Genomic DNA, 26,584 nt, shown 5'->3' with positions numbered 1-26,584 from the left:
TTTCATAAAAAAACGAGATATTTGTCAGAGGAATTCGCCAAATAACCCTATATATTTATCTTATATGTATGCATTTGACTTCATTTGTAGAACAAAAAAACTAGATAGCAAAGACTATCTAGTTTTTCTCTCGAATATATTTTCGAACTTCAGAAATGAAATAAAGAGAACCTGTTATGACAAAAACATCATTTTCCCCTATCATTTCAACTTTTGTATCAATTGCCTCTTTCCAATTTTCAAAAACTAATTTTGATTCTTTTTGTGAATATGATGCAAGCTTGTCTGCAGAAATAGCACGATCAAAGGCGAATGTTGTAAAAATCATTTCATCTGCAATGGTTTCTAATCGGCCTACCATGTTATGCAATTGTTTATCACCAAGGGCAGTAAATAAAACTATTACATTTTTATCTTTGTAATGCGCTTCTACTGTTTTCACAAGGCTTTCGATACCTTCTGGATTATGAGCACCATCTATAATAATATCCGGGTTACTTTGTAGCTTTTCAAAGCGCCCAATCCAATACGCTTCCCGTAATCCCGTTCTTATTCCCTCTTCCTCAATTAAAAATGATAAATATGTTTTTACATACATTACTGCCATAAGTGCTAGCGCTGCATTTCCTACTTGATGGATACCTTTCATTGAGATTTGCAAATCTTCAAATGCGGTAAAAGGACAAGTAAAATCAAACTGTTCCCCATCTTCGTTAGACTGTTTATGTAACGCTGTAAAATGCTTGCCAAGTTCGTATAAGTTTGCATGGTTTTCCTGTGCAACATTTTGAATGACTTGCAAAGCTTCTTCATCTTTTACACCAGTAATTACCGGCACACCAGACTTAATAATCCCCGCCTTTTCATATGCAATTTCTCCTAGTGTATTCCCTAAAATATGCATATGATCGTGACCGATATTCGTAATAATCGTGAGAACAGGGTGTATAACATTGGTAGAATCAAAACGTCCACCGAGCCCTGTTTCAAATAAAACAACATCACAGAAATTGACTTTACCGAAATAGCAAATTGCCATAACAGTAATAATTTCAAACTCAGTCGCTTCCCCTAAATCCGTTTCATCTAGTTTTTCCACGACTGGTTTTACCATCTTTACGAGTTCAGTAATCTCTTCATCTGCAATTGGTGTTCCATTCACACTAATGCGTTCATTAAATGTTTCGATGTAAGGAGAGGTAAACGTTCCTACCTTATATTTCGCGCCTTCTAACATGTAACGCATATATGTTAACGTTGAACCTTTTCCATTTGTACCAGCAAGATGAATACATTTTATATGACGCTCTGGATTTCCGAGCTCTTCTAGCATCCAATTCATTCTTTCTAATCCTGGTTTAATACCAAATTTCAATCGGCTATGAATCCACCCTATCGCTTCTTCGTATGTATGTATCACGTATGCTTTTCCCCTTTCAAAAGACAACTTTCATAGTTCTATTATACGCAAAGAAAAGAGACTCACCAATATAGTGAGTCTCTAAAAATATTTTTACTTTTCAAGATCTGCTAGACGTTGACGAACTGCTTCGCGTTTTTCTAGGTAATCTTGCTCTTTCGCACGCTCTCCTTCAATAACCGCTGCAGGAGCTTTCGCTACGAAACCTTGGTTAGAAAGTTTCTTCTGTACACGTTCTACTTCTTTATCGAACTTCTCAAGTTCTTTCTCAAGACGAGCTCTCTCTTCATCAAGATTGATAAGATCAGCTAACGGTAAGAATAACTCTGCACCTGATACGATTGCAGTCATTGCTTTTTCTGGCGCTTGTAAGTCCGTTTGAATTGTTAATTCGCTTGGGTTACAGAAACGCTCAATGTAAGAGCTATTTTTCGTAAGTTGAGCAAGTACAGCCTCATCTTTTGCTTTAATTTGCATTTGAACTTTTTTGCTCATTGGCGTATTTACTTCTGCACGAATATTACGAACAGAGCGAATGATATCAACTAGAAGGTGCATTTCTGCCGCAGCTTCCGTATCTTGTAAATCTTCGCGAACTGTTGGCCACGCAGCTACTGTAATAGATTCGCCTTCATGCGGTAAATGTTGCCAAATTTTCTCTGTTACGAATGGCATGAATGGGTGTAATAGACGCATTGTTTGATCTAATACGTAAGCTAAAATAGAACGAGTCGTTTTCTTAGCTGCTTCATCTTCACCGTATAGTGGAAGTTTCGCCATTTCAATGTACCAGTCACAGAAATCATCCCAAATGAAGTTGTATAATGAACGACCAGCTTCACCGAACTCATATTTATCCATGTTACGTGTTACACTCTCGATTGTTTCGTTTAAGCGAGTTAAGATCCACTTATCTGCAACTGATTTTTCACCAGTTAAATCGATTTCTTCATACTTCATATCATCCATGTTCATTAATACGAAACGTGATGCGTTCCAAATTTTATTAATGAAGTTCCAAGTAGATTCTACTTTTTCCATGCTGAAACGTAAATCTTGACCTGGTGCACTTCCTGTTGATAAGAAATAGCGCATTGCATCTGCACCGTACTTCTCGATAACATCCATTGGGTCAATACCGTTACCAAGAGATTTACTCATCTTACGACCTTGCTCATCACGAACTAAACCGTGAATTAATACATCTTTAAATGGACGCTCGCCTGTAAACTCTAAACCTTGGAAAATCATACGAGATACCCAGAAGAAGATGATGTCATAACCCGTTACTAGTGCATCTGTTGAATAGTAACGTTTGAAGTCTGCTGAATCTTCATTTGGCCAACCAAGTGTTGAGAATGGCCATAGCGCTGAACTGAACCATGTATCAAGTACGTCGTTATCTTGATTCCAGTTTTCAATATCTGCTGGTGCTTCTGTACCTACGTATACTTCACCAGTTTCTTTATGGTACCAAGCTGGAATACGGTGTCCCCACCATAATTGACGAGAAATACACCAGTCATGAATATTTTCCATCCATCGTAAATATGTGTTTTCAAAACGCTCTGGTACGAACGTTACTTTTTCTTCTTCTTTTTGTTGAAGCGCTACTGCTTTTTCAGCAAGTGGAGCCATTTTTACGAACCATTGTGTTGATAAGTAAGGCTCAACAACTGCACCGCTACGCTCACTATGACCTACTGAATGCATATGTGGCTCGATTTCTACTAATACGCCAGCTTCTTGTAAGTCTTTCACTAATTCTTTACGGCATTCGAAACGATCCATACCGTTATATTTACCAGCTTTTTCGTTCATCGATCCATCTTCGTTCATTACTAAGATGCGTGGTAAGTCATGACGGTTACCTACTTCAAAGTCGTTCGGGTCATGAGCTGGTGTAATTTTTACAACGCCTGTTCCGAAGTCTTTTTCTACGTACTCATCAGCAATAATCGGAATCTCACGACCTACGATTGGAAGTGTAACTGTTTTTCCGATTAAATGTTTGTAACGATCATCTTCTGGATGAACTGCTACCGCTGTATCACCAAGCATCGTTTCTGGACGAGTAGTAGCAAGGCGAATGTGACCTGAACCGTCTGTTAACGGATAGTTCATATGGTAGAATGCACCTTGAACTTCTTTATGAATTACTTCAATATCAGAAAGAGCTGTGCGTGTTGCTGGATCCCAGTTGATAATATATTCACCGCGGTAAATTAAGCCTTTTTCGTATAATTGAACGAATACTTTATTAACCGCATCAGATAAACCTTCGTCTAATGTGAAACGTTCGCGAGAATAGTCTAGTCCTAAACCGACTTTCCCCCATTGTTGACGAATGTGAGAAGCGTACTCTTCTTTCCACTCCCAAGCTTTTTCAAGGAATTTCTCACGGCCAAGATCGTAACGTGAAATACCTTCTTCACGAAGTTTTCCTTCTACTTTCGCTTGTGTTGCGATACCAGCATGGTCCATTCCTGGAAGCCATAGCACATCGTAACCTTGCATACGCTTCGTACGAGTTAAAATATCTTGAAGAGTTGTATCCCAAGCATGACCTAAGTGTAACTTACCAGTTACGTTCGGAGGTGGAATTACAATTGTATACGGTTGTTTCTTCTCGTCTCCTGTTGCTTCAAAATATTTGCCTTCAAGCCACCATTGATAAAGGCCTTCTTCAACGGACATATGATCATATTTAGTTGGTAAATTCTTTTCCGTGTTTGACATTATTTTCCCTCCTTAAAATAAAAAATGTCCCTCATCCAAAAAGGACGAGGGACATCGCGGTACCACCTTTATTTACAAACAAATTCATAATTTGCTTATACTCTTAATTTGATAACGGACAAATCCGTCTTTTCCTAATGAGAACTATTCTGTTCAGAAAAGATGCTCCAGGGCTACCTTCTAACATAACTATCTAGAGAATCTCCCAGCTACTGATTCTCCTCTCTGAAGACGTTTCATGTTATACTCTTCCCCTTCAAGGCATTTATATGATTGTTAATTATTATATACAATAGTGTAAAAAACGAAACCTTATTCGTCAAGATAAATTTAAAACTATGACTTTTCGGGTGAATATAAAGAAGATAAGTAGCATTCTCTACTTATCTTCTTTATCCCGCTATTTGCGGGCAATAAGACCCCACCTCAAAATTCAGCTGAAGCAAAGAAGTTAGGTTGGAGCCACCCGCTGATTAAAGTTTTACTTTACCCGTTCCCTTGCTGGGCAGCTTGTAATTGTGACAGGAAATATTCTATATTGCTAACGAGCCAATGCGATTGTTGCAAACTCTTTACTCCGCGCAGTTCATTTTCCTCGTTGCGATTATCTCTTCTTTTCTTATAAGACTGGATTTGCCGAATAAATTGCGATGGATACGTCATATACGCAAACATAAGTAGTTGCTCTTCTTTCGTAAAAGGGAAATTTTTTTGATACATTTGAAACCATTCAAACCGATCACTTCTTGCGATTGGATATGTGTTTAAAGACCGTGAATAAAAACCTACTATATCTTGCACAGGCGTTGCAAACTTCGATTTTTCCAAACTAATAAAATAGCCATTTCGCTCATAGTCAAATAAAAAATGATTAAGTGACACGTTACCATGCACAAAAGTAATACGTGTTTTCTCTTTTTCTTTCATCGCATCGTTCCACTCATTTAATTGCTTCGTTGCAAATTCACGCGCTCTCATTACATGATGATAGTACGTACAATATTGTAATTCAAACGGGGACATATACCATTTGGATTCAGATTCTACGAGAAACTCTTCTAACATCTCACCATCATTTTCCCAGCGATCGGATATAGTTGTATAATGTTTTTCTAAATCTTCTTCCGTATATGTTTCTTCCTTCACAGTTTTTTGATGCAACGTTCCAAGTGTCTGAAACATTTTATGGTATTGATCATTATCCTCGCCGTTTCCTTCTGCACGTTCTAACCAAGGCATTAAATAATAATTATACGTCCCGTCACTTAAAATATAATTTCCATCCGTCGCGTGGTATATAGGTACATAATTTGAAAAACCTTTCTCCTTCAAATATTGAATATGATGCAGAAAATTATTCCGCTCTAACTTTCTGCCTTCTATTTTCTTGAGTGCATATGGACCTTGATTCGTATAAATTTTCATTACGCTTCCGTGCTCTTCCATATGCTGCGTATCCAATCTATATTGCCTCACGATAGGTTCATAGTGATTTCGTAATTCAATATCCATACGAATAACCCTTTCTATTCAAAACATAGCCTCTAAGAAAAGAAGCGAGTGAAAACACTCACTTCCTTATTTCGCCTTTACCCTTGAAACGGGAATATAAATAATTTGCCCCGTATTTAAAAATATATCTTCTGTTTGATTGACACGGCACACATTTTGCACAGACGTTTCATAACGTTCTGCAATAGATTCAATTGTATCCCCTTCTTGCACGAAATACATTCTTAACTTTGTAAATTCTTCTTCTGGTTCTTTCGTAAATAGTTTTGTTAAATAAAGCGCATTTTCATCTCGCTGTGAGTACTCTTCTTCTTGTTCTTCCTGCTTTTTCGCTTTTTCTTTCTTGAAATCTTTTCGCCCAAACAATTCAAATTGCGGCGTTGTTTCTTGCTCCTCTTCACGCTCCACAAATTCATGTTCCTCTATCTTCTCTTCTTCTAAGTCCTGCTCTTTTCTTTCCTCTAATTGGAACGGTTCAAATGCGTAATCTTCCCACTCATCTGATTCCTTATATGCTGGTTCTTCTACATGCGGCGCCGGTCTATTTTCATCCTCTTGCGCTGAATCTTCTTCTAACTCAGCATACACCGTTTCTTCCTCTTCAGCTTCATCCTCGTTTCTCTCTTCATCACACAAACCGGTAATAGATATATCCGCTAATAATTGTAAGCAACCATTTTCCTTTAATTCATAATCAAATTCCTCAATCGATACATATAGCTCTTCAATTACTTTCACTCGATTTCTCGGAATTGATATTTCAAGCGGAAAGGAATGAACAAGTTCATTAACCCCATCTTCCCTTGTTTCTACATAATCAATTGACTTTGCTGGCGATAGTTCTCTTAATGAATACGCCGAATCATCTTTTCGTGCAACATACTCTCCCGTTAAATCTAATTGCCCTCTCACGATTACTTCATGATCAAGCTCTTCTATCTCAACGTCTGGATCTAACGAAATTGACAAAAGTTCATCGACTTCCTGTCCCTTTTGGAACCAAACAGATTCTTTTAATGAAAATCGTAACGAATGATCTGCAGCCACTTCTTTTCCCCCTCCCAAACTATATGTCATTACAGATTTATGTAGGGAAAGCTTACTTTATGAATAAAAAAAAATCGCTCCCCTTATGGAGAGCGATTTTTCTCTAATACATTATTTTAATTTTGACATTGCAATTTCAGCTGCTGCAATCGTCGCCTCAATATCTGCGTCACTATGTGCTGTCGATAAGAATAAACCTTCGAATTGAGATGGCGGTAAGAATACACCTTGTTCTACCATTTCACGATAGTAAGCCGCAAAGAATTCTAAGTTTGAAGATTTTGCTGCATCGTAATTAATAACGGGCTCATCTGTAAAGAAAATACCAATCATAGAACCTGCACGGTTAATATGATGTGGAATGCCATGTTTTTCAGCTGCTTTACGTAATCCAGCTTCTAACATTTCAGCTTTACGCTCAAATTCTACATATGATTCTGGCGTTAACTGTACTAACGTTTCATAACCTGCTGCCATTGCAAGTGGATTACCTGATAAAGTACCAGCTTGGTAAATCGGTCCGCTTGGTGCAACTTGGCGCATAATTTCTGCTTTACCACCGTATGCTCCTACTGGTAAACCACCACCGATTACTTTACCTAAGCATGTTAAATCAGGTGTTACGCCATAATAACCTTGGCCACAATTATAAGCTACTCGGAACCCTGTCATTACTTCATCAAAAATAAGCAATGCACCGTTTTGTTCTGTTACTTCACGAAGACCTTCTAAAAATCCAGGCTGCGGAGGAACAACCCCCATATTTCCTGCTACTGGTTCTACAATTACACAAGCAATATCATCACCGAATTGTTCAAACGCGTATTTTACGCTTTCTAAATCGTTATAAGCTACTGTAATCGTATTTTTCGCTACACCTTCTGGTACACCAGGACTATCTGGTAAACCTAAAGTCGCCACACCAGAACCAGCTTTAATTAATAGCGAATCACCATGACCGTGGTAACAACCAATAAATTTCAAGATTTTATTACGACCTGTATAACCACGAGCTAAACGTAGTGCACTCATTGTTGCTTCCGTTCCAGAGTTAACCATACGCACAATCTCAATTGATGGCACGCGCTCAATAACAAGTTTTGCTAATTTATTTTCAATTTCTGTTGGTGCACCGAAGCTTGTACCTCTTTCAGCAACAGATTTTAACGCTTCTACAACACGATCATTTGCATGACCATGAATTAAAGGCCCCCATGATAATACGTAGTCGATGTATTCATTCCCATCAATATCATATACTTTAGAGCCTTTTCCACGCTCCATAAACAACGGATTCATCCCAACAGATTTAAAAGCACGAACCGGGCTATTTACGCCACCAGGCATTAAGTCTTGTGCCTCTTCAAACGCCGCAATCGATTTATCAAACTTTTTCATTATTTAGCGCCTCCTTCTTGTAACCATTTTGCTGCATCTTTCGCATGATACGTAATAATTAAGTCTGCTCCTGCACGTTTCATACTAATTAATTTTTCAAGAACAACTTCTTTTTCATTAATCCAGCCATTTTGCGCTGCCGCTTTAATCATCGAATATTCACCACTTACATTATAAGCGACAACTGGTAAATTAAAGTTATTTTTCACATCACGAACGATATCTAAGTAAGAAAGAGCTGGTTTTACGATTAAGAAATCTGCACCTTCCATTACATCTGATTCTGCTTCACGGAATGCTTCCATACGGTTTGCCGGATCCATTTGATATGTTTTACGGTCACCAAATTGCGGTGCACCGTGCGCAGCATCACGGAATGGTCCATAAAATGCTGATGAATATTTCACAGCGTACGACATAACTGGCACGTGTCCAAAACCACTTTCGTCTAATGCATGGCGAATTGCTGTTACGAAGCCGTCCATCATGTTTGATGGCGCAATAATGTCCGCTCCTGCTTTCGCTTGACTTACAGCTGTTTTCGCAAGAACTGCAAGAGACTCGTCATTTAAAATAATACCATCTTCAATTACACCGCAATGACCATGGCTTGTAAATTGACATAAACATGTGTCTGCGACTACTACTAGCTCAGGGAAATCACCTTTAATTTGCTGAATAGCACGTTGTACAATTCCATGATCACAATATGCTGATGATCCAACTTCATCCTTTTCAGCAGGTAAACCAAATACAATAACAGAACGAATACCTAAATCAACAACTTCTTGCATTTCAGCTTGCAATAAATCTAAAGAAATTTGATATACGCCTGGCATAGAAGGAACTTCATTACGAACATTTTCACCTTCTAATACAAAAATAGGGTAAATAAAATCTTCCGTATGTAAAAACGTTTCACGCACAAGCGCACGCATGCCCCCGCTTTGTCTTAAACGACGATGACGATTAAATTGTAAAGAGTTCATAGATTTCTATCCCCATTCTTTCATTTTATAGATTCACAAACACATTGTAGTAATGCTTCTACAGTGTACTCTTTCGGCACAATAACAGACGGAAAATAACGACTTGCCTCTTTTTCCGTAATAGGTCCTATACAAGCAATTGTACATTTTTTTGTCCATTCTCTCCAGTTTGCACCCTCAAGTAAACGAACAAAACTAGTAACAGTTGAAGGACTCGTAAATGTAATAATGTCTACTTCTCCTAACTTCAACGCTGCTATAAGCTCTTGCTTTTTTTCTACATTCACTTTCGTACCGTATACGATCAACTCATCTAGAGAAACACCAATTTCACGCAGTTTAACTGGTATTACATCTCTTGCTAAATTGCCTTTTGGAAATAAAATACGTTCGTTTCCATTTAATTCTTTTAGAAACTCTTCGGCAAATGCTTCTGCAACAAATGAATTCGGGACAAAATGAACTTGATAGCCCCTTTTTTCTAACTCTAATTTTGTTTTCACACCTACCGCAGCGATTTTAATGGTTAGTGGTAGGTTCTTTTTTAAACTATCTAGAAAAAAAGCTACACCATTTCTGCTCGTAAAAATAACCCAGTCGTATGAATGTAGCTGCTCTTCAATATGTTGAATTTGCCTATGAGACATACCTTCCATACGCAAAAGCGGAATTTCCAATGGAATTCCGCTCTTTTCTTTCACTGCTACACTCATTTGTTTCGCTTGATGCTGGGCACGTGTAATCAATACCGTTTTTCCAGCGAGAGCGTTCATATTTATTGTTGCTCCTTATTTGCAGCAAGAATGAGTTCTTTGGCGCCTTGTTTAATTAAACGGTCCGCGGCCTCTAATCCTACTTCTTCAGGATTAGTACCCACTACTGTCTCTTTTAATAAAACAGAGCCATCCATAGAGCCAACAAGAGCTGTTAATTCGATTGCATCGTTTTCTGTAAGGGTTGCATATCCAGCGATTGGAACTTGGCATCCACCTTCAAGTTTATGAAGAAATACTCGCTCCGCTGCCACTGTTCTTTCTGTTATCGCATCATTAATATGCGCTAACAATTGCAATAAATCCTTATCATCCTCACGACATTCAATCGCTAATGCACCTTGTCCTACAGCAGGTACACATAACGTTTCATCTAAATGTTCTGTAATAACTTCATCATCCCAGCCCATTCTTTGTAATCCAGCTGTCGCTAAAATAATCGCATCGTAATCTTCTTCTTTTAATTTACGTAAACGTGTATCGATATTCCCGCGAATCCACTTCACTTGTAAATCTGGTCTCGCAGCGAGTAGCTGTGCACTACGTCTTAAACTACTCGTACCTAAAATAGCACCTTCCGCTAACTCTTTAAACGATGCTCCATTTTTTGAGATAAAAGCATCCCGAGGGTCAACACGCTTTGGTGTACAGCCAATCATTAAACCTTCTGGAAGTACGGCCGGCATATCTTTCATACTATGTACAGCCATATCGATTTCTTTCGTAAGTAACGCATGCTCAATTTCTTTAACGAACAAGCCTTTTCCGCCTACTTTTGAAAGAGTAACATCTAAAATAACATCACCTTTTGTGACAATTTCTTTCACTTCAAATTCATATGGTAGACCTAGCGCTTTTAACTGATCAATAAACCAGTTTGTTTGCGTTAATGCTAGTTTACTCTTTCGTGACCCTACAATAATTTTGCGCATAATTCTCTCTCCTCATTATAAATACCAAAAGTGGAAATTGGATAAACTGCTTAATAGAAAAATGTTTACTAGCATTACGAGAAACGATCCGATATTCCACTGTACAATTTTCTTACCTTGCAACACATCTGCCGCTCGTAAATATAAACCTGTGCAATACACAAATAGAACGACAAAAGATCCGATTACTTTCGTATCATACCAATGGAAATTGTCCAATTTTGTATATCCCCATATACACCCCAATAAAATTGCTAGTAAGAAAAATGGAACAGAAAATAAATTTAATCCGTAAGACGTAGATTCAAGCTTCGGTAAATTCCCTAACCTTCTTAATCTCGCATTCCACTTTTTCTTTTTTAATAGGCGATATTGCAGTAAATACATAATAGAAAAAATAAACGATACCGTAAACGTTGCATAAGAAATAATCGCCATTCCAACATGCACGTATACAAGTTCTGAAACTAATTGCTCTGCAAGTACTGGCGACATCTTTCCGAGCGGTGTAAAAATAGAAAAAGCGCTTACGCCAAATGCAACAACATTTGTAAAGAAGACTAAAAAGTCAACGCGCATAAATCGATTTATGACTAACGACATCGTAATCAATAACCAAACATAAAAATAAATCCCTGATAATAAAGTTAAAATGGGATTCGTTTCTGAATCTGTCGCCCTAAGCAACATAAAAATAGACTGCAATACCCATACAATCGAAAGTAACCAAAAAGCAAATCGGTTCGCCTTTCGGTTACTTTGGAAATAATCTATAAAATATAAACTAATGCTACAAGCATATAAAATAATTGCAATATGATAAATAATACTGTTATTTAAAAAACTCATCCGATCATCCTTCCAAATTATAAAGATGGAACGGATGGTGTCCACACTCTTTTATGTTCTACTTCTTCCGCACGACTCTCTACTTCTTCCGTTTCTAAATCAAAAATCTTTGCAAATAACGCTAGTTTTTCGCTCGCTCCCTCTTCAGCAGCTATTTCTTTTGCTACTAAAATTGGGTCTTTTAATAATTGATTAATAATACTTTTCGTATGCTTACTAATAACTTTTTTCTCACGATCACTAAGGTTTGGTATTTTTCGCTCTAGGCTTACCATCGTTTCACTTTGGATTGCAAGTGCCTTATCACGAAGAGCTGCTATTAACGGAACAACACCAAGTGTACTTAACCACGTTTTAAATAGAACAATTTCCTCTTCAATCATAAATTGAATTTTCTCTGCTTCTTTCAAACGCTCAGCACGGTTTGCCTCCACTACTCCTTGCAGATCATCAATGTCATACAAGAAAGAACCTTCTAGCTCATCAATCGCTGGATCAATATCACGTGGCACTGCAATGTCAACCATAAACAAAGGACGACCAGAGCGCATTTTCTCCACCTTTGTCATCATCTCTTTCGTAATGACATAATCAGATGCACCAGTTGAACTAATTAAAATATCTGCTTCTAATAATGCACATTGTAATTCGCTTAATGATTTTGCATGTCCCATATATTTCTCAGCCATTACTTCTGCTTTCGAAAGCGTCCTATTCATAACTGTTACTTTACGAGCACCACTTCCATATAAGTTTTGCAATGCAAGTTCGCCCATTTTACCAGCACCAAGAATAAGCACGTGACAATCCGTTAACTCGCCAAATATTTTCTTTCCAAGCTCAACAGCAGCATAACTAACAGACATCGCACTTTCACCAATTGTTGTTTCTGAGTGGGCACGTTTTGCTAATGTAATGACTTGCTTAAACAATTCATTAAAAATTGTGCCTGTTGCTTTAACTTGTTGTGCTTCTAAAAAGCTATCTTTTATTTGGCCTAAAATCTGTGTTTCTCCCACTACCATAGAATCTAAACCGCACGTTACGCGGAATAAATGGTCTATTGCACCATCTTGTTCAAAAATAGTTAAATATGGTGCGACTTCTTCTATTTCAAGCTGAAACCAATCAGCTAAAAATTTCTTAATATAATACCGTCCCGTGTGTAATTGATCGACAACAGCATAAATCTCAGTGCGATTACAAGTTGATACAATGACATTCTCTAACACGCTCTTTTGATTTTGTAATGTAGTCATCGCTCGCTCTAGCTCTGCTGCCTGAAATGTGAGTTTCTCACGAAATTCTACAGGGGCTGTTCGATAATTTACACTAACAACAAGAATATGCACGCAGCATGTCCCCCTTCACCCGTTTTATCACTTTATCTACTATCATAATACAACTTTCCTCTTATGAATCTGACAATCGTGTGAACAACCGATTATTTTTTAATTATTCTCCGTATGTAATAAAGGAGATTCAGCAAACTAATAAAAAAACTTCTACTTTATAATGATTATAAATTAATAACTCTATTTGTACGTTACCAAAAAAAGTCCTCATAATCAAGTGATGGAAACTATTCCATATAAATTATAACATCATCTTTCCTATCTTCTTTCATCATGAAGGAAAATATGTATGATTGTTCCAAAATGTAGCAAACACTTTCTCAATACAATGTATTTGACATTTTATTTCTTTTTCGTTATATTGATTTTACAAAATTAAATTGTGCACAACTTAATGAGAAGGGAGTTATGTATGACAGAGGACTCTTTGCATCTAGATAACCAACTTTGTTTTTCTATTTATGCCTGTTCTAGAGAGGTTACTCGTTTTTATCGACCTTATTTAGAAGAGATGGGTATTACGTATCCCCAGTACATTACTTTACTCGTACTATGGGAGCAAGATGGACTAACAGTAAAAGAAATTGGAGAACGTCTATTTTTAGATTCCGGTACGTTAACACCTATGTTAAAACGAATGGAATCATTAACACTTGTAAAACGTGTTCGTTCCAAAGAAGACGAGCGAAAAGTTTGTATTGAATTAACAGAACAAGGTAAAAATTTAAAGGAAAAGGCTTGTTCATTACCGACAACAATGGCTACAAACTTAGGAATTACAGAGCAAGAATATCGCTCTTTATTAATTCAACTAAATAAACTAATTGAAACAATGAAAACAATTAATGATGGAAAAGGGGAATAAATATGGATAAATTATATACTGCTTCAGTAACAGCAACAGGTGGAAGAAATGGGAAAGTAGTTTCAGATGATGGCATATTAAATCTTGATGTGAAAATGCCGAAAGCACTAGGTGGTGCAGGTGGAGAAGCAACAAATCCAGAACAACTATTTGCAGCTGGTTATGCAGCTTGTTTCGATAGTGCATTACAACTTGTCATTCGTACAAAACGTATGAAAGTAGAAAGTACAGAAGTAACCGCTCACGTTTCTATCGGAAAAGATACAGATGGTGGTTTTGGCCTATCTGCCGTGCTTGATGTACATGTCGCTGGCGTTTCACATAGCGAAGCACAAGAACTTGTAGAAGCGGCTCACGGTGTATGTCCTTACTCTAAAGCAACACGAGGTAATATTGAAGTTACATTAAACGTACGTTAACAGCTTATATAAAGAAAAAAACGCGCGACATTCGTCACGCGTTTTTTGTTTTTGTCATTTTATGAATTGCCTTCCACGCTTCTTCTTTTCCAAGTCCTGTTTCAGAAGAGAATAGAACGATTTCATCGCCAATTTCAACAGCAAGCGTTTCTTTTACAACTTTTAAATGCTTTTGCCATTTCCCTTTCGGGATTTTATCAGCTTTCGTCGCAATAATAATTGTTGGGATTTCATAATGCTTTAAGAAATCATACATCATCACGTCATCACTTGTCGGTTGGTGACGTAAATCAACTACTAATACAGCTGCGTCTAATTGCTTACGCGTTGTAAAGTACGTTTCAATCATTTTCCCCCATGCCGCGCGCTCCGATTTAGACACTTTCGCATATCCATAACCTGGAACGTCAACAAAATGCATCATCTCATTGATCAAGAAAAAGTTCAGCGTTTGCGTTTTTCCTGGTTTAGAAGAAATACGCACTAACTTTTTACGATTTAAAATTTTATTAATAAAGGAAGACTTCCCGACATTTGAACGACCTGCTAATGCAATTTCTGGTAAATCACTGTCTGGATATTGTTCTGGTTTAACAGCACTAATTACAATATCTGCTTTTGTTACTTTCATTGTTTCACTCCTACTAATGCGTGCTCCAATACTTCATCTAAATGAGATGCAAGCACAAACGTAAGGTTTTCTTTTACGCTCTCTGGAATATCATCTAAATCTTTCTCGTTTTCTGCTGGCAAAATAATTTTTGTTAAGCCTGCGCGGTGAGCACTTAATGTTTTTTCTTTTAAGCCACCAATTGGTAATACACGACCACGAAGTGTAATTTCACCTGTCATACCTACTTCTTTACTTACAGGAATACCTGTTAGTGCAGAAATAAGTGCCGTTGCCATCGTAATACCTGCTGACGGTCCATCTTTCGGAACTGCTCCTTCTGGAACATGAATATGAATATCATTTTTCTCATGGAAATTCGGATCAATCTGAAGCTCTTCTGCACGAGAACGTATATAACTAAACGCAGCTTGTGCGGATTCTTTCATAACATCCCCAAGTTTCCCTGTTAAAATTAGTTTCCCTTTTCCTGGCGCTACAGAAACTTCAATTGCAAGTGTATCGCCGCCTGCTGCTGTGTAAGCTAGACCTGTTGCCATACCAACTTGGTCTGTTTTTTCAGCTTGCCCATAACGGAATATGTGTTTACCAAGTAAATCAACAATCTTTTTCTCTGTCACAACGATACGTTTACGTTCTGCTGTAACGATAATTTTCGCTACTTTACGGCAAACTTTTGCAATTTGGCGTTCTAGCGTACGAACACCAGCCTCACGTGTATAATAACGAATAATTTCAAGAAGCGCTTCATCACGTACTTGTAAATTACCTTTTCGTAAGCCATGCTCTTTTAATTGTTTCGGCAATAAATGCTCACGAGCAATGTGTACTTTTTCAAGTTCTGTATAGCCAGCAATCGAAATGATTTCCATACGGTCAAGTAACGGACCTGGAATACTTGAAAGTGTATTAGCAGTTGCTACAAACATAACTTTCGATAGATCATATGGTTCTTCAATGTAATGATCACTGAAGTTATGGTTTTGTTCTGGATCTAATACTTCAAGTAATGCTGCTGATGGATCTCCACGGAAATCGTTAGACATTTTATCAATCTCATCTAATAAGAAGACTGGATTAACTGTTTTCGCCTTTTTCATACCTTGAATAATGCGTCCTGGCATTGCTCCAACATATGTACGGCGGTGACCACGAATTTCAGATTCATCACGCACACCACCAAGAGATACACGGACAAAGTTACGATTCAATGATGTTGCAATTGAACGCGCTAACGAAGTTTTTCCGACCCCAGGAGGGCCTACTAAACAAAGGATAGGTCCTTTTAATGAATTCGTTAACTTCTGTACAGCTAAATATTCAAGTACACGCTCTTTCACTTTTTCAAGACCGTAATGATCGTTATTTAAAATCTCTTCCGAATGAGCAAGATCAATTATATCTTCTGTTGCCTCTGTCCACGGAAGCGCTAATAACCAATCAATATAATTGCGAATAACACCACTCTCCGCAGAACTTGCTGGTAACTTTTCATAACGATCTAATTCTTTCAGCGCAGCCTTCATTGTTTCTTCAGGCATTCCTGACTGTTCAATTTTTTCACGAAGTTCTTCTACTTCTCCGCCCTTACCTTCTTTGTCGCCAAGTTCAGTTTGAATCGCCTTCATTTGCTCACGTAAGAAATATTCTTTTTGCGTGCGCTCCATTGAACGTTTCACTTGTTGCCCAATTTTCTTTTCTAGGCTAAGTAACTCTTGTTCATCTTGAATAATTGAAATAAGTGTATGTAATCGTTCTTTTACAGATACAATCTCTAGAATCTCTTGTTTCTGCTTCGTTTTAATCGGCAAGTGAGAAGCAATTAAATCAGCTAATCTCCCTGGTTCCTCTACATCAGCTACCGTTGCAAATGTTTCATTTGAAACTTTTTTCGAAACTTTAATATATTGTTCGAAATGCTCCAGTAACGTACGCATAAGAGCTTTCTCTTCTAAATCATCTTCTACTTCTTCAGTTACCGTTTTAATAGACACTTGTACTACATTTTCTTCTTCGATAAACTCTATTACTTCTGCTCTATGTAAACCTTCCACAAGGACACGAAGCGTACCGTTCGGCAATTTTAGCATTTGCTTTACTTTCGCCACTGTACCTACACTATATATGTCATCTTCTTTCGGATCATCGATATTCATTTCTTTTTGCATTGCTAAAAAGATGATATTTTCATCCATTGCCGCCTGCTCTAGTGCTTGTATCGATTTATCACGTCCTACATCAAGATGCAAAACCATCGTTGGATATACGAGAACGCCTCTTAATGGTAGGAGGGGCACGATTCTTTCGTTCGTATTCATACTAGACATAGCACCTCCATAATAAATTAAACTCCTGTTCAACTATTTTATATTACAATACACCTAGATGCAATTGCTGAGATTCCTCGCAATTGTAAATAGCTTGTTTTTCTACCTCACGAAAAGAAAAAAGACTCCGATTAAGCATACAAACTTAAACGAAGTCTGGCAAATTTTATTATTGTTTATTTTTACATAGATTGTGCATCTGTTTCGTCTACGTTAGTATGTACATCTAGCTCTCTATGCATATTTTCTTGCATAAACGTTAACTCAAATACTTCTTTTAATTTACGGACAGGAATAATTTCGATTCCCTTTATCGTATACAAAAATGGTTGCATATTTTCAGCAGGAATAATGACTTTCTTAGCTCCCGCTTTTTTCGCAGCTTTTATTTTTGCGTACACGCCACCAATAGGCTTTACTTCTCCGTGTATACTTATTTCACCTGTCATCGCTACTTCATTATTTACATATGTACGATGCACCGCAGAATATACACCTGTTGCCATAGCGATTCCTGCAGAAGGTCCATCAATTGGGATACCACCTGGAAAATTAATATGTATATCGTATCCTTCTGGCAACACATCTAAAGAACGAAGTACTGTTAATACATTATCAACAGAGCCTTTTGCCATACTTTTACGGCGAATCGATTTCGTTTGACTACCAATACTTTCTTCTTCTACAATTCCGGTAACATTTACCGATCCTTTATCTTTCGCCGGAATTGCTGTTACTTCAATTTCTAATAACGCACCTGTATTTGGTCCGTATACAGCAAGACCATTTACAAGACCAATCCTTGGAATCGGATAAATGTGCTTTTCGTATTTCGGCGTAAGCTGACTTGAGTGAACAACCCACTCTATATCTTCATCTTTAATGAAAGAACGTTCTTCATTTATCGCCATACCAGCAGAAATTTGTACGAGATTAATCGCCTCTCGTCCATTTCTTGCATACATCCCAATCATTTCAATACCATTTTCACCTATTTGCATTTCCACTTTTTCCGCGGCGTTTTTCGCTACTTTTTGAATCTCTTCCGTATCTAATTCACGGAAAAATACTTCTAAGCAACGTGACCGAATAGCAGGAGGAATTTCCTCTGGCGAACGTGTCGTTGCTCCAACTAAGCGAAAATCTGCCGGTAAGCCTTTTTGGAAAATATCATGTATATATGTTGGGATCATCGTATTTTCTTCACTATAGTACGCACTTTCTAAAAATACTTTTCGATCTTCTAACACCTTTAACATTTTGTTCATTTGAATCGGATGGAGTTCGCCAATCTCATCAATAAACAAAATACCACCATGCGCATCTGTTACAGCACCTTTTTTCGGTTGCGGAATACCTGCTTGCCCCATCGCCCCAGCACCTTGATAAATCGGATCATGCACCGAACCAATTAAAGGGTCTGCGATACCACGTTCATCAAACCGAGCTGTCGTCGCATCAAGTTCAATAAATGTTGCATTCGTACGAAATGGAGATTTAGGATTTCGTTTCGCTTCTTCTAATACAAGACGTGCTGCCGCTGTTTTCCCAACACCTGGCGGGCCATATATGATTACATGTTGCGGATTCGGACCACAAAGAGCCGCTTTTAAGGACTTAATCCCGTCCTCTTGCCCTACAATATCTAAAAAGGTTGTAGGACGCACCTTTTCTGCTAGCGGCTCTGTTAAAGAAATCTCACGCATTTTACGAAGCTGTTCTAATTCTTTTTTCGATTCTCGATCAATTGAAACTTTTTGTGTTCGTTGATTTCGAAGTAAATGCCAGAAATATAATCCGACAATTACACCAAAAACAAGTTGAACAACTAAAAATATATTTGTCCAGCTCATTATTTATTTCCTCCCGCAATATTTTATCTCTTAGTATTTCCGCGGAGGAACGTAGCTAAACATAAAGAAAAACAGCAATTATAAAAATTGCTGTTTCCCTTTCGCATTATGCAGATGTTTTTGTATCAAGTACAGTACCGTCTTGTAACACCAATTTTGGCGGTTCATTATCAGCTACTGTTTCTTTTGTAAGAATACACTTCTCGATATCTTTACGAGATGGAAGTTCGAACATTACATCAAGCATTAAGCCTTCAATAATAGAACGAAGTCCACGAGCACCCGTTTTACGTTCAATTGCTTTTTTCGCAATTTCGATTAGTGCACCTTCTTCAAACTCTAACTCAACATCGTCAAGCTCCAATAGTTTTTGGAATTGCTTAACAAGTGCATTTTTCGGTTTCGTTAAAATATCAACAAGAGCATCTTCATCAAGTGGCTCTAGGTTCGCAATAACTGGAAGACGACCGATAAACTCTGGAATTAAACCAAATCTTAAAAGATCCTCTGGTAATACGTGAGATAAAACATGCTTCTCATTTACATCAGCATTTTTCTTCTCAGAACCAAATCCAATTACTTTCTCACCAAGGCGACGTTTAATAATCGGCTCAATGCCATCAAACGCTCCACCACAAATGAATAAGATGTTCGTTGTATCAATTTGAATAAACTCTTGGTGCGGATGCTTACGACCACCTTGAGGTGGAACGCTTGCTACAGTACCTTCTAAAATTTTCAGAAGTGCCTGCTGCACACCTTCACCAGATACATCACGTGTAATTGATGGATTTTCGGACTTACGTGCCACTTTATCAATCTCATCAATATAAATGATTCCTTTTTCCGCTTTCTCTACATCATAATCAGCTGCTTGAATTAATTTTAGTAAGATATTTTCTACATCTTCCCCAACATATCCAGCTTCTGTTAAAGATGTTGCGTCCGCGATTGCAAATGGAACATTTAGAATACGCGCTAACGTTTGTGCAAGTAATGTTTTACCACTACCTGTTGGCCCGATAAGTGCGATATTACTCTTCGCTAATTCTACATCATCAATTTTGCTGTTAGAATTAATGCGTTTGTAATGGTTATATACCGCTACCGCTAGTGCTTTTTTCGCGCTATCTTGCCCGATGACATACTCATCTAAGATTTCACGAATTTCTACCGGTTTCGGTACATCTTTGAATTCTACTTCTTCGTCCTTCGCAAGCTCCTCTTGTACAATTTCAGTACAAAGTTCGATACACTCGTCACAAATGTAAACACCTGGACCTGCCACTAACTTTCGAACTTGCGTTTGTGTTTTACCACAGAAAGAACATTTTAATTGCCCTTTTTCATCATTAAATTTAAACATATTTTCACACCCCTTACAAAGTGCTAACCTCTTGCCTTCGTATGTACACGATAAATGTATCGTATGTAAATACATATTATGTCACTACGTGGCGAGAAATACAAATAATATGACTAGTTATGTACAAATAAAAAAATTTTAAAACTTTTGAAATATGTATATTCGACTTGTAAAGGAACTTTTCCTTCTCCATCGAAAAGTTTTATAAATATATTTCTATATTTATAAAACAAGGCACGATTAAAATCGTGCCTTGTTATTTTATTATGCAGCGTTTTCTACTAAGAAGTCTACAGCTTTACGCACTTTAAGATCTTCAGCTAAAGCGTCTACGCTTCCAAGAGCTTGCTTGATAGCGTCTACTGGCATACCGTACATTTCAGCCATTTTTTCAACTTCTGCAGTTACTTCTTCTTCAGTAACTTCGATGTTTTCAGCTTCAATGATAGCTTCAAGAACAAGATTGATTCTTACACGTTTTTGTGCATCTTCTTTCATTTGCTCTTTTAATTTGTCAGCGTCAGTACCTGTGAATTGGTAGTAAAGCTCAAGGTTCATACCTTGTTGGCTTAAACGTTGCTCGAATTCACGAACCATACGATCTAACTCAGTGTTGATCATAGCTTCTGGAATTTCGATTTCAGCGTTAGCAGCAGCTAATTCTACTACTTCGTCACGTACTTTGTGCTCAGCTTCGTGCTTTTTGCCTTCTTCTAAGTTTGTGCGAAGTTTTGCTTTTAATTCATCAAGAGTTGCAACCGCTTCGTCTGCTTCTTTAGCGAACTCGTCGTTTAACTCAGGAAGTTCTTTTGTTTTGATTTCGTGAATTGTTACTTTGAATGTTGCTGGTTTGCCAGCTAATTCAGCAGCATGGTACTCTTCTGGGAATGATACTTCAACGTCTTTAGACTCACCAGATTTAAGACCGATTACTTGCTCTTCGAAACCTGGGATGAATGTACCAGAACCGATTGCTAGAGAGTAGTTTTCGCCTTTTCCGCCTTCAAATGCTTCGCCATCAACGAAACCTTCGAAGTCGATTACAGCTGTATCACCGTTTTCAACAGTTCCTTCTTCTTTAACAACTAGTTCAGCTTGACGCTCTTGTAAAGATTTTAATTCGTTCTCTACATCTTCGTCAGTTACAGTTGTTTCAACTTTTTCTACTGCTAAACCTTTGTACTCACCTAATTTAACTTCAGGTTTCACTGTAACTTTTGCAGTGAAGATAAGGTTAGCATTTTTTTCGAACTTCTCGATGTCGATTTCAGGATGATCAACTGGGAAGATACCAGCTTCTTCGATCGCTTCACCGTATGCTTTTGGTAAAATGATATCTAAAGCATCTTGGTATAAAGATTCAATACCAAAGCGTTGTTCGAATAATGGACGAGGCATTTTTCCTTTACGGAAACCTGGTACGTTAATTGTTTTTACTACTTTTTTGAACGCAGCGTCGATAGAGTTGTTTACTTCTTTAGCATCAACTTCGATTGTTAAAACGCCAACGTTACCTTCTAATTTTTCCCATTTTGTAGACATTTATTCTTTCCCTCCAACTATAATAATGTATGCACATACCTCTATAGATTAAGATCTTCATTATCTCTTTTTTGAAATAACAAATACACAAATAATCCTCTAGCAAAAGCTTTCAGATATAATGTTCCAATCTACTAATTGCCCAGAAGACAACTACGGTATATTTTGTTCGAGAATAATATGAAACATATTAAGTAAGAGAATTACACTTCTCTTCTCTTACAAACAGGCAGATTTCTGCCTTTTGCAACCCTTACATTATAACATAGAATATGCTCGTTTCAAGAACTGAACGATTCTTTTTCATAATTATACGGGCAAATATCCTTCTCTTTCAACACGTAATAACCATTGATAGGCAATATGAAACTCTTCCAATTCGATATTATATGCTGCCATAAGCTCTTCTTCATCTATAGCCAATCCGAAACGCTTTCTTCCAATTCTCTCTAAAACAGCTGACCAAATCTCTTCTTTATCCATTAATAGAGCGAATGGGAAAACGCTAATTTGCAACTCTTTCCAATATGTAACCATTGCTTCAAATATATCGGGATAATTTTGCTCTAATCGGCTTGATAATTTATGTATAATGTTATTGGATTGCTCCTCATTATGACCTGTAAATGCTGGAATCACCTTAATCGTATTTCCAAACTTTTCTACCTCTATTTCTTCTTCTACCTGACTTTCTATCATTTTATACAAAATAGAAGTTTTCAAATAGGGGTGCTGCTCTTCGTCTATTAAAAATTTCTTTAAAACAGGTAATGCAAGATCTAAGTCTTTTAACGAAAGTCGCTGAATCGCTCTTAGCTTCTGTCCAAAGTTTTCTCCAAAAATTTCATTAGTAAACTCATCCAATTCAAAATTTGAATCCACTAGCGATGCGTCTCCCTCATTTAGCATACCTTCTGCAAATAAAGCAAGCTGCGCTAATTTTTCCTTTTGATCAGGCATTATATCTTTCGTTTGTAAAACCTTTTCAACAGTTTCAATAACACCTTCATAATCATTTGTTTGAACTAAAATAGTTACGTACGTTTCAAGAATATCACCAAATAAGACAACTCCTGTTTTAAGCAACTGTTCACATTTGTCTTTCGCTTCTTCCATACGTTTTAATTCGAGTAAACAAATAACTGAAGCTAATTCCGTTTGTTCCGTTTCCGCATTATACTGACGTAATATTTCAAAGCAACGCAATGCATCTTCGAATTCCCGCTCTTTCAGCGCTAAAAAACCTTCATCAATATAGCGCTCTGATAGTTGTGGAAACAATACGACCGTATTTTCTTTTTTATCCATACGTCCGCCTCTTTTTCTTGATTTTAATTATGTTCAAAGTAAATATATCAAATGCGTAATGAGAACACAACATCCCTAAACTATTTGTTTGAAATATAAAAATATTTAATTTTTACATTCCAATACGAATAAATTTCTACTAAAAATTAAAATTGTACAAATAAAAATCCCCAGCAACAAGCGCAGAGGATTCATCATTAATGGAAAGCTTTTATAATTGTGGGGTATATTACAAGGGTAATAATTTGGAGAACAATAATTGCCATAACAATCATGCTAAAATAGAAGATTGGTTTACTTCGCTTCATTAAAAACATAATAATAAGCATCGTACAAGCAAACAAACTTAAGAAGAACAAACTTGTTGTCGAACTAAGTATACCACTTGGGACAAAGAACAATAACACTACACTACAAGTACCTATAATTCCAAATAACCATTCCATTCATTCACTCATTCCCTTTCCCTCTCATGGCTGTTTTCTCTAAGCGATCAAATGTTTCACAACATCAACTACATACGTTAATTTCTCATACGCTACAAATCCAAAAGCAACCGTTAAGCCCGTTACAACTAATCCTTTCATCATTTCTTCCTCCTCGTTTTATCGTTGTTATCTTCATTATAAAAGATTAGCAATTTCTTACCATCGAACTACCTTACAGTTACCTTACAGAATTGTAAGATTTCAAAGAGAGATTGAAAAACACCTCATATCGCTTGAGGTGCTTTCACGGAATTTCTCTATAATTACTTGTAAAATCAACTTTTTTCTTTTAGTTATTTTTGAACGAATCGACTCTTAAGCTAATAGATTTACTAAATAATTTAGAATCAAAATAATTATTCGTTACTTTTCTTAACTTACTTTCAGATATTTTCGTATTACAAGAAAACAACTGGTGAAAATCGTGTTAATATATTTTTGTACAATTAAGAATTTAATTTACAAGGGGGATTATATATGTTTAAAAAAATGGCGGCAGATGTATTAGGACTAAGCGATGTAGGTTCTGTCATTACACCTAAAGACTATGATAAGGTCGATGCTGATGATTATGTGATGCATGAAGATGGGGAGAAAATTTACTTTCTAATTAAATCCAAATCAGATGAATATTGCTTCACAAACAAAGGTTTAATTCACTTAGACGGTACAAGCGCAACAAGTAAAAAACGTACACTACGCCGCTTTAGTTATAGCAAATATCAAATTAAAAACGTAGCACTTGAAACTGCAGGAACGATTGATTTAGATGTAGAAATTAAGTTTCAAATGGGCGATGAACATTACTCAATTGATGTTCATAAAAAACATATTGAAGAATTAAAAGATTTATATAAGGCTTTACTTAAAATCGAAGAAATTTCATACGACAACGATATTACATTACAATATGCACATAAAAGTTTAGATATGGCATCTAATGCCTTTAGCCGTATTTCAAACGCACAAGTAAATTTAGCAGAGCAATTTAAAGAAATGAACGAGATTGCCTTTAACTGGCTTGTTGATACGAAGAAACAATATAATGTGAAAGATTATGGTTTTGTATTTGAAAAGTTTATTAATAATTAAACAAAAAACCTTGTTATCAAAAGATAACAAGGTTTTTTTAGCGTCCTAGGAGAGATGAGAACTCCCACTCCGGCCATTTCCGTACTATTTTATATATTTTGATCGCAGTCTTAATATATCTTCGCCCTCGCGAATGCCTGCTGATCCCTTCCTCACATTTTTTACAACAGTCCAATTCGGGTTAGTTTCATCACCGATGTTCTGTACTGTAAAGTTGCCGTCACCATATTTTCGGTGACCTTCTGCCAATTTCTCCGTTAAATTATTCTCGTTTGATCTCGCCATCTTTGCGCCATCTCCCTTTTTTATACGACCTTCTTAAACCCTCTAACCAATCACAGGTCCAGTCAATTGGAGATTCTCGTTTTCCGCTTCTATTAATTGTAACACACTGCCGGGGATAAGTTCCGATAACTGCTGCTCAATCGTACTAGAATGGTAAAGAGTTTTAGAACATTCTAAGTAAAAAATTAGGATAATACGGATATGGATTTGAGTTCCATCATAAGCCTATTGATTCTTTAAATTAAATACTATGAGGAACAGGGCGCATAAACGGCGCTCCTTTTATTTAAGAAAAAGAATTACATATAACTGCTTAATATCGAAGGAACGGTTACAGATATTAAGAATGAGCTACAATTATAACCCAAACTAGACGCGAAACTTATAAGTAATCACTTCTTGTGAAAATATTATAGGAGAAGCAGGGATGGTATGGTACAAATAAAAGTAACACCTGAACGTCTAGAGCAAGTAGCCAAGACGGTAAAGAACGTACGGTACACCTTAGAACAAATACATAATGGTTTATACAATCAAACAGAACATATTGCCGCAAACTGGGCAGGAGCAACTAGCCAACATTTCTATCAAATGTTTAACGAAGCTAAACCAAAAATGTTCACAGTTTTAACGGAATTCGATAAAATAGCTACCGAATTAGAAAGAGTTGCGGAAAAGTTCCGCACGGCAGATGCTGAGTACGACGGCAATCTAGTTGAAAGTGAGATTATAGCTAATACCCCTTCTTCAGAAAATAACAACACATCACCTGGTGCATCTTCTTCGAAAAAAGATGGTGAAAGTTTAGAGAAAGTTACTAGAGACCTAGTGGGCGAGTTATCGGGAGAATACGATGTACGACGTGTTATAGAAGGTGTTGATCCCGATACTGGCGAAAAACTTTCATGGTGGGAACGCACTGGTGCTGGTATCATGGTTTTTGCGGGGCTTACGCCTGTTGGTAAGGGAATAAAAGTAGTCAAAGGCGCAAAAAAAGTTTCCAATGCAATAGATGCAGCAGCCACACTAGAAAAACAACGGAAAACTTTAAAAGCTAATAGCTTAGCAGGTAAAGAATACGAAACAAAAATGTTCGAAGTTATAAAACAACAAAAACCTAAATCTGAATTGAATGAACAAATAACCGTACAAACAAAATCGGGCGTACGCACTCGTATAGATATAGGAGGCAAGGACGCAAATGGCAAGATTGACTTAGTAGAGTTAAAATCTTCACCTACTGCACCTCTTACTAAAAATCAGAAAAAAGCCTTCCCTGAAATTGCGGAATCAGGTGCAATAGTTAAAAGTAGGAACAAACCACCATTTGAACATTTAGAAGAGATTCCACCAACGAAAATAAATGTAATAAGAAAAGAAGAATAAGGAGGCTT

At 37.0% G+C, this 26,584-nt stretch carries 22 protein-coding genes and 1 other annotated feature; of the genes, 4 read left to right on the top strand and 18 right to left on the bottom strand.

Annotation, left to right across the window (positions count from 1 at the left end; genetic code table 11):
- Nucleotides 1-118: 118 nt before the first annotated feature.
- The 10 genes from IBT51_RS17645 to hemA all read right to left on the bottom strand — a co-directional run bounded on the left by IBT51_RS17645 (nt 119) and on the right by hemA (nt 13,011).
- Nucleotides 119-1,420, bottom strand: coding sequence for a bifunctional folylpolyglutamate synthase/dihydrofolate synthase (locus IBT51_RS17645; RefSeq protein WP_088024437.1), 1,302 nt, complete (start codon nt 1,418-1,420; stop codon nt 119-121).
- Between the two features lie 93 nt (nt 1,421-1,513).
- Nucleotides 1,514-4,159, bottom strand: a complete 2,646-nt coding sequence (locus IBT51_RS17640) for a valine--tRNA ligase (RefSeq protein ID WP_000072222.1) — start codon at nt 4,157-4,159, stop codon at nt 1,514-1,516.
- 37 nt (nt 4,160-4,196) lie between these two features.
- Nucleotides 4,197-4,428, bottom strand: a binding site (T-box leader).
- 217 nt (nt 4,429-4,645) lie between these two features.
- Nucleotides 4,646-5,671 carry a spore coat protein YsxE gene (gene ysxE / locus IBT51_RS17635; RefSeq protein ID WP_000350660.1) on the bottom strand — a complete coding sequence of 342 codons (1,026 nt, stop codon included), beginning with the start codon at nt 5,669-5,671 and terminating at the stop codon, nt 4,646-4,648.
- A 66-nt stretch (nt 5,672-5,737) separates the two neighbouring features.
- Complete coding sequence (gene spoVID / locus IBT51_RS17630) at nt 5,738-6,748, bottom strand: stage VI sporulation protein D (RefSeq protein WP_157676137.1); 1,011 nt, start codon at nt 6,746-6,748, stop codon at nt 5,738-5,740.
- An 81-nt stretch (nt 6,749-6,829) separates the two neighbouring features.
- A complete protein-coding gene (hemL, locus tag IBT51_RS17625; RefSeq protein WP_000712942.1) occupies nt 6,830-8,116 on the bottom strand; it encodes a glutamate-1-semialdehyde 2,1-aminomutase in 1,287 nt (428 codons plus the stop codon).
- On the bottom strand, nt 8,116-9,105 hold the full coding sequence (gene hemB, locus IBT51_RS17620; protein WP_089171803.1) for a porphobilinogen synthase: 990 nt from the start codon (nt 9,103-9,105) through the stop codon (nt 8,116-8,118). The genes hemL and hemB overlap by 1 nt, the downstream gene beginning before the upstream one ends.
- Before the next feature lie 20 nt (nt 9,106-9,125).
- Complete coding sequence (hemD, locus tag IBT51_RS17615; protein WP_200458511.1) at nt 9,126-9,878, bottom strand: uroporphyrinogen-III synthase; 753 nt, start codon at nt 9,876-9,878, stop codon at nt 9,126-9,128.
- 2 nt (nt 9,879-9,880) lie between these two features.
- Entirely contained in the window at nt 9,881-10,810 is a 930-nt protein-coding gene (hemC, locus tag IBT51_RS17610; RefSeq protein ID WP_016080168.1) for a hydroxymethylbilane synthase, read from the bottom strand.
- Nucleotides 10,811-10,825: 15 nt separating this feature from the next.
- The gene (locus IBT51_RS17605) at nt 10,826-11,659 is read right to left on the bottom strand and encodes a cytochrome c biogenesis protein (protein WP_000009005.1); all 834 of its coding nucleotides are present in this window, start codon (nt 11,657-11,659) and stop codon (nt 10,826-10,828) included.
- Nucleotides 11,660-11,676: 17 nt separating this feature from the next.
- A complete protein-coding gene (gene hemA, locus IBT51_RS17600; RefSeq protein ID WP_088024433.1) occupies nt 11,677-13,011 on the bottom strand; it encodes a glutamyl-tRNA reductase in 1,335 nt (444 codons plus the stop codon).
- A gap of 415 nt (nt 13,012-13,426) precedes the next feature.
- On the opposite strand from hemA, the gene IBT51_RS17595 reads away from it, so the two are divergent.
- Nucleotides 13,427-13,879, top strand: coding sequence for a MarR family winged helix-turn-helix transcriptional regulator (locus IBT51_RS17595; protein WP_016080166.1), 453 nt, complete (start codon nt 13,427-13,429; stop codon nt 13,877-13,879).
- A gap of 2 nt (nt 13,880-13,881) precedes the next feature.
- The gene (locus IBT51_RS17590; protein WP_000359774.1) at nt 13,882-14,298 is read left to right on the top strand and encodes an organic hydroperoxide resistance protein; all 417 of its coding nucleotides are present in this window, start codon (nt 13,882-13,884) and stop codon (nt 14,296-14,298) included.
- A gap of 34 nt (nt 14,299-14,332) precedes the next feature.
- Here the strand turns inward: IBT51_RS17590 and ysxC are convergent, their stop codons facing one another.
- The 7 genes from ysxC to IBT51_RS17555 all read right to left on the bottom strand — a co-directional run bounded on the left by ysxC (nt 14,333) and on the right by IBT51_RS17555 (nt 23,771).
- Nucleotides 14,333-14,929, bottom strand: coding sequence for a ribosome biogenesis GTP-binding protein YsxC (gene ysxC, locus IBT51_RS17585; RefSeq protein WP_000869118.1), 597 nt, complete (start codon nt 14,927-14,929; stop codon nt 14,333-14,335).
- A complete protein-coding gene (gene lon, locus IBT51_RS17580) occupies nt 14,926-17,256 on the bottom strand; it encodes an endopeptidase La (protein ID WP_000097288.1) in 2,331 nt (776 codons plus the stop codon). The genes ysxC and lon overlap by 4 nt, the downstream gene beginning before the upstream one ends.
- A gap of 182 nt (nt 17,257-17,438) precedes the next feature.
- Entirely contained in the window at nt 17,439-19,109 is a 1,671-nt protein-coding gene (gene lonB, locus IBT51_RS17575) for an ATP-dependent protease LonB (protein ID WP_000119173.1), read from the bottom strand.
- Nucleotides 19,110-19,215: 106 nt separating this feature from the next.
- The gene (gene clpX / locus IBT51_RS17570) at nt 19,216-20,475 is read right to left on the bottom strand and encodes an ATP-dependent protease ATP-binding subunit ClpX (RefSeq protein WP_000472289.1); all 1,260 of its coding nucleotides are present in this window, start codon (nt 20,473-20,475) and stop codon (nt 19,216-19,218) included.
- Nucleotides 20,476-20,739: 264 nt separating this feature from the next.
- A complete protein-coding gene (gene tig / locus IBT51_RS17565) occupies nt 20,740-22,017 on the bottom strand; it encodes a trigger factor (RefSeq protein WP_000105215.1) in 1,278 nt (425 codons plus the stop codon).
- Between the two features lie 309 nt (nt 22,018-22,326).
- Nucleotides 22,327-23,325: a hypothetical protein gene (locus IBT51_RS17560; RefSeq protein WP_000358255.1), complete on the bottom strand. Its 999-nt coding sequence runs from the start codon at nt 23,323-23,325 to the stop codon at nt 22,327-22,329.
- 197 nt (nt 23,326-23,522) lie between these two features.
- Nucleotides 23,523-23,771: a hypothetical protein gene (locus IBT51_RS17555; protein ID WP_001983650.1), complete on the bottom strand. Its 249-nt coding sequence runs from the start codon at nt 23,769-23,771 to the stop codon at nt 23,523-23,525.
- A 519-nt stretch (nt 23,772-24,290) separates the two neighbouring features.
- On the opposite strand from IBT51_RS17555, the gene IBT51_RS17550 reads away from it, so the two are divergent.
- Nucleotides 24,291-24,905: a PH domain-containing protein gene (locus IBT51_RS17550; protein ID WP_000473869.1), complete on the top strand. Its 615-nt coding sequence runs from the start codon at nt 24,291-24,293 to the stop codon at nt 24,903-24,905.
- An 84-nt stretch (nt 24,906-24,989) separates the two neighbouring features.
- Here IBT51_RS17550 and IBT51_RS17545 read toward each other — a convergent pair whose 3' ends face one another.
- Entirely contained in the window at nt 24,990-25,190 is a 201-nt protein-coding gene (locus IBT51_RS17545) for a cytoplasmic protein (protein ID WP_088021607.1), read from the bottom strand.
- A 432-nt stretch (nt 25,191-25,622) separates the two neighbouring features.
- Here IBT51_RS17545 and IBT51_RS17540 point away from each other — a divergent pair, with 432 nt between their 5' ends.
- Entirely contained in the window at nt 25,623-26,576 is a 954-nt protein-coding gene (locus IBT51_RS17540) for a WXG100 family type VII secretion target (RefSeq protein WP_200458510.1), read from the top strand.
- The last annotated feature ends 8 nt before the right edge of the window (nt 26,577-26,584 follow it).

Origin of the sequence: Bacillus sp. S71, from assembly GCF_016625265.1 — a bacterium.
Lineage (GTDB): Bacteria > Bacillota > Bacilli > Bacillales > Bacillaceae_G > Bacillus_A > Bacillus_A cereus.
Note: the sequence above shows the minus strand (reverse complement) of the source record. Positions and strands in the feature narration are given on the sequence as shown.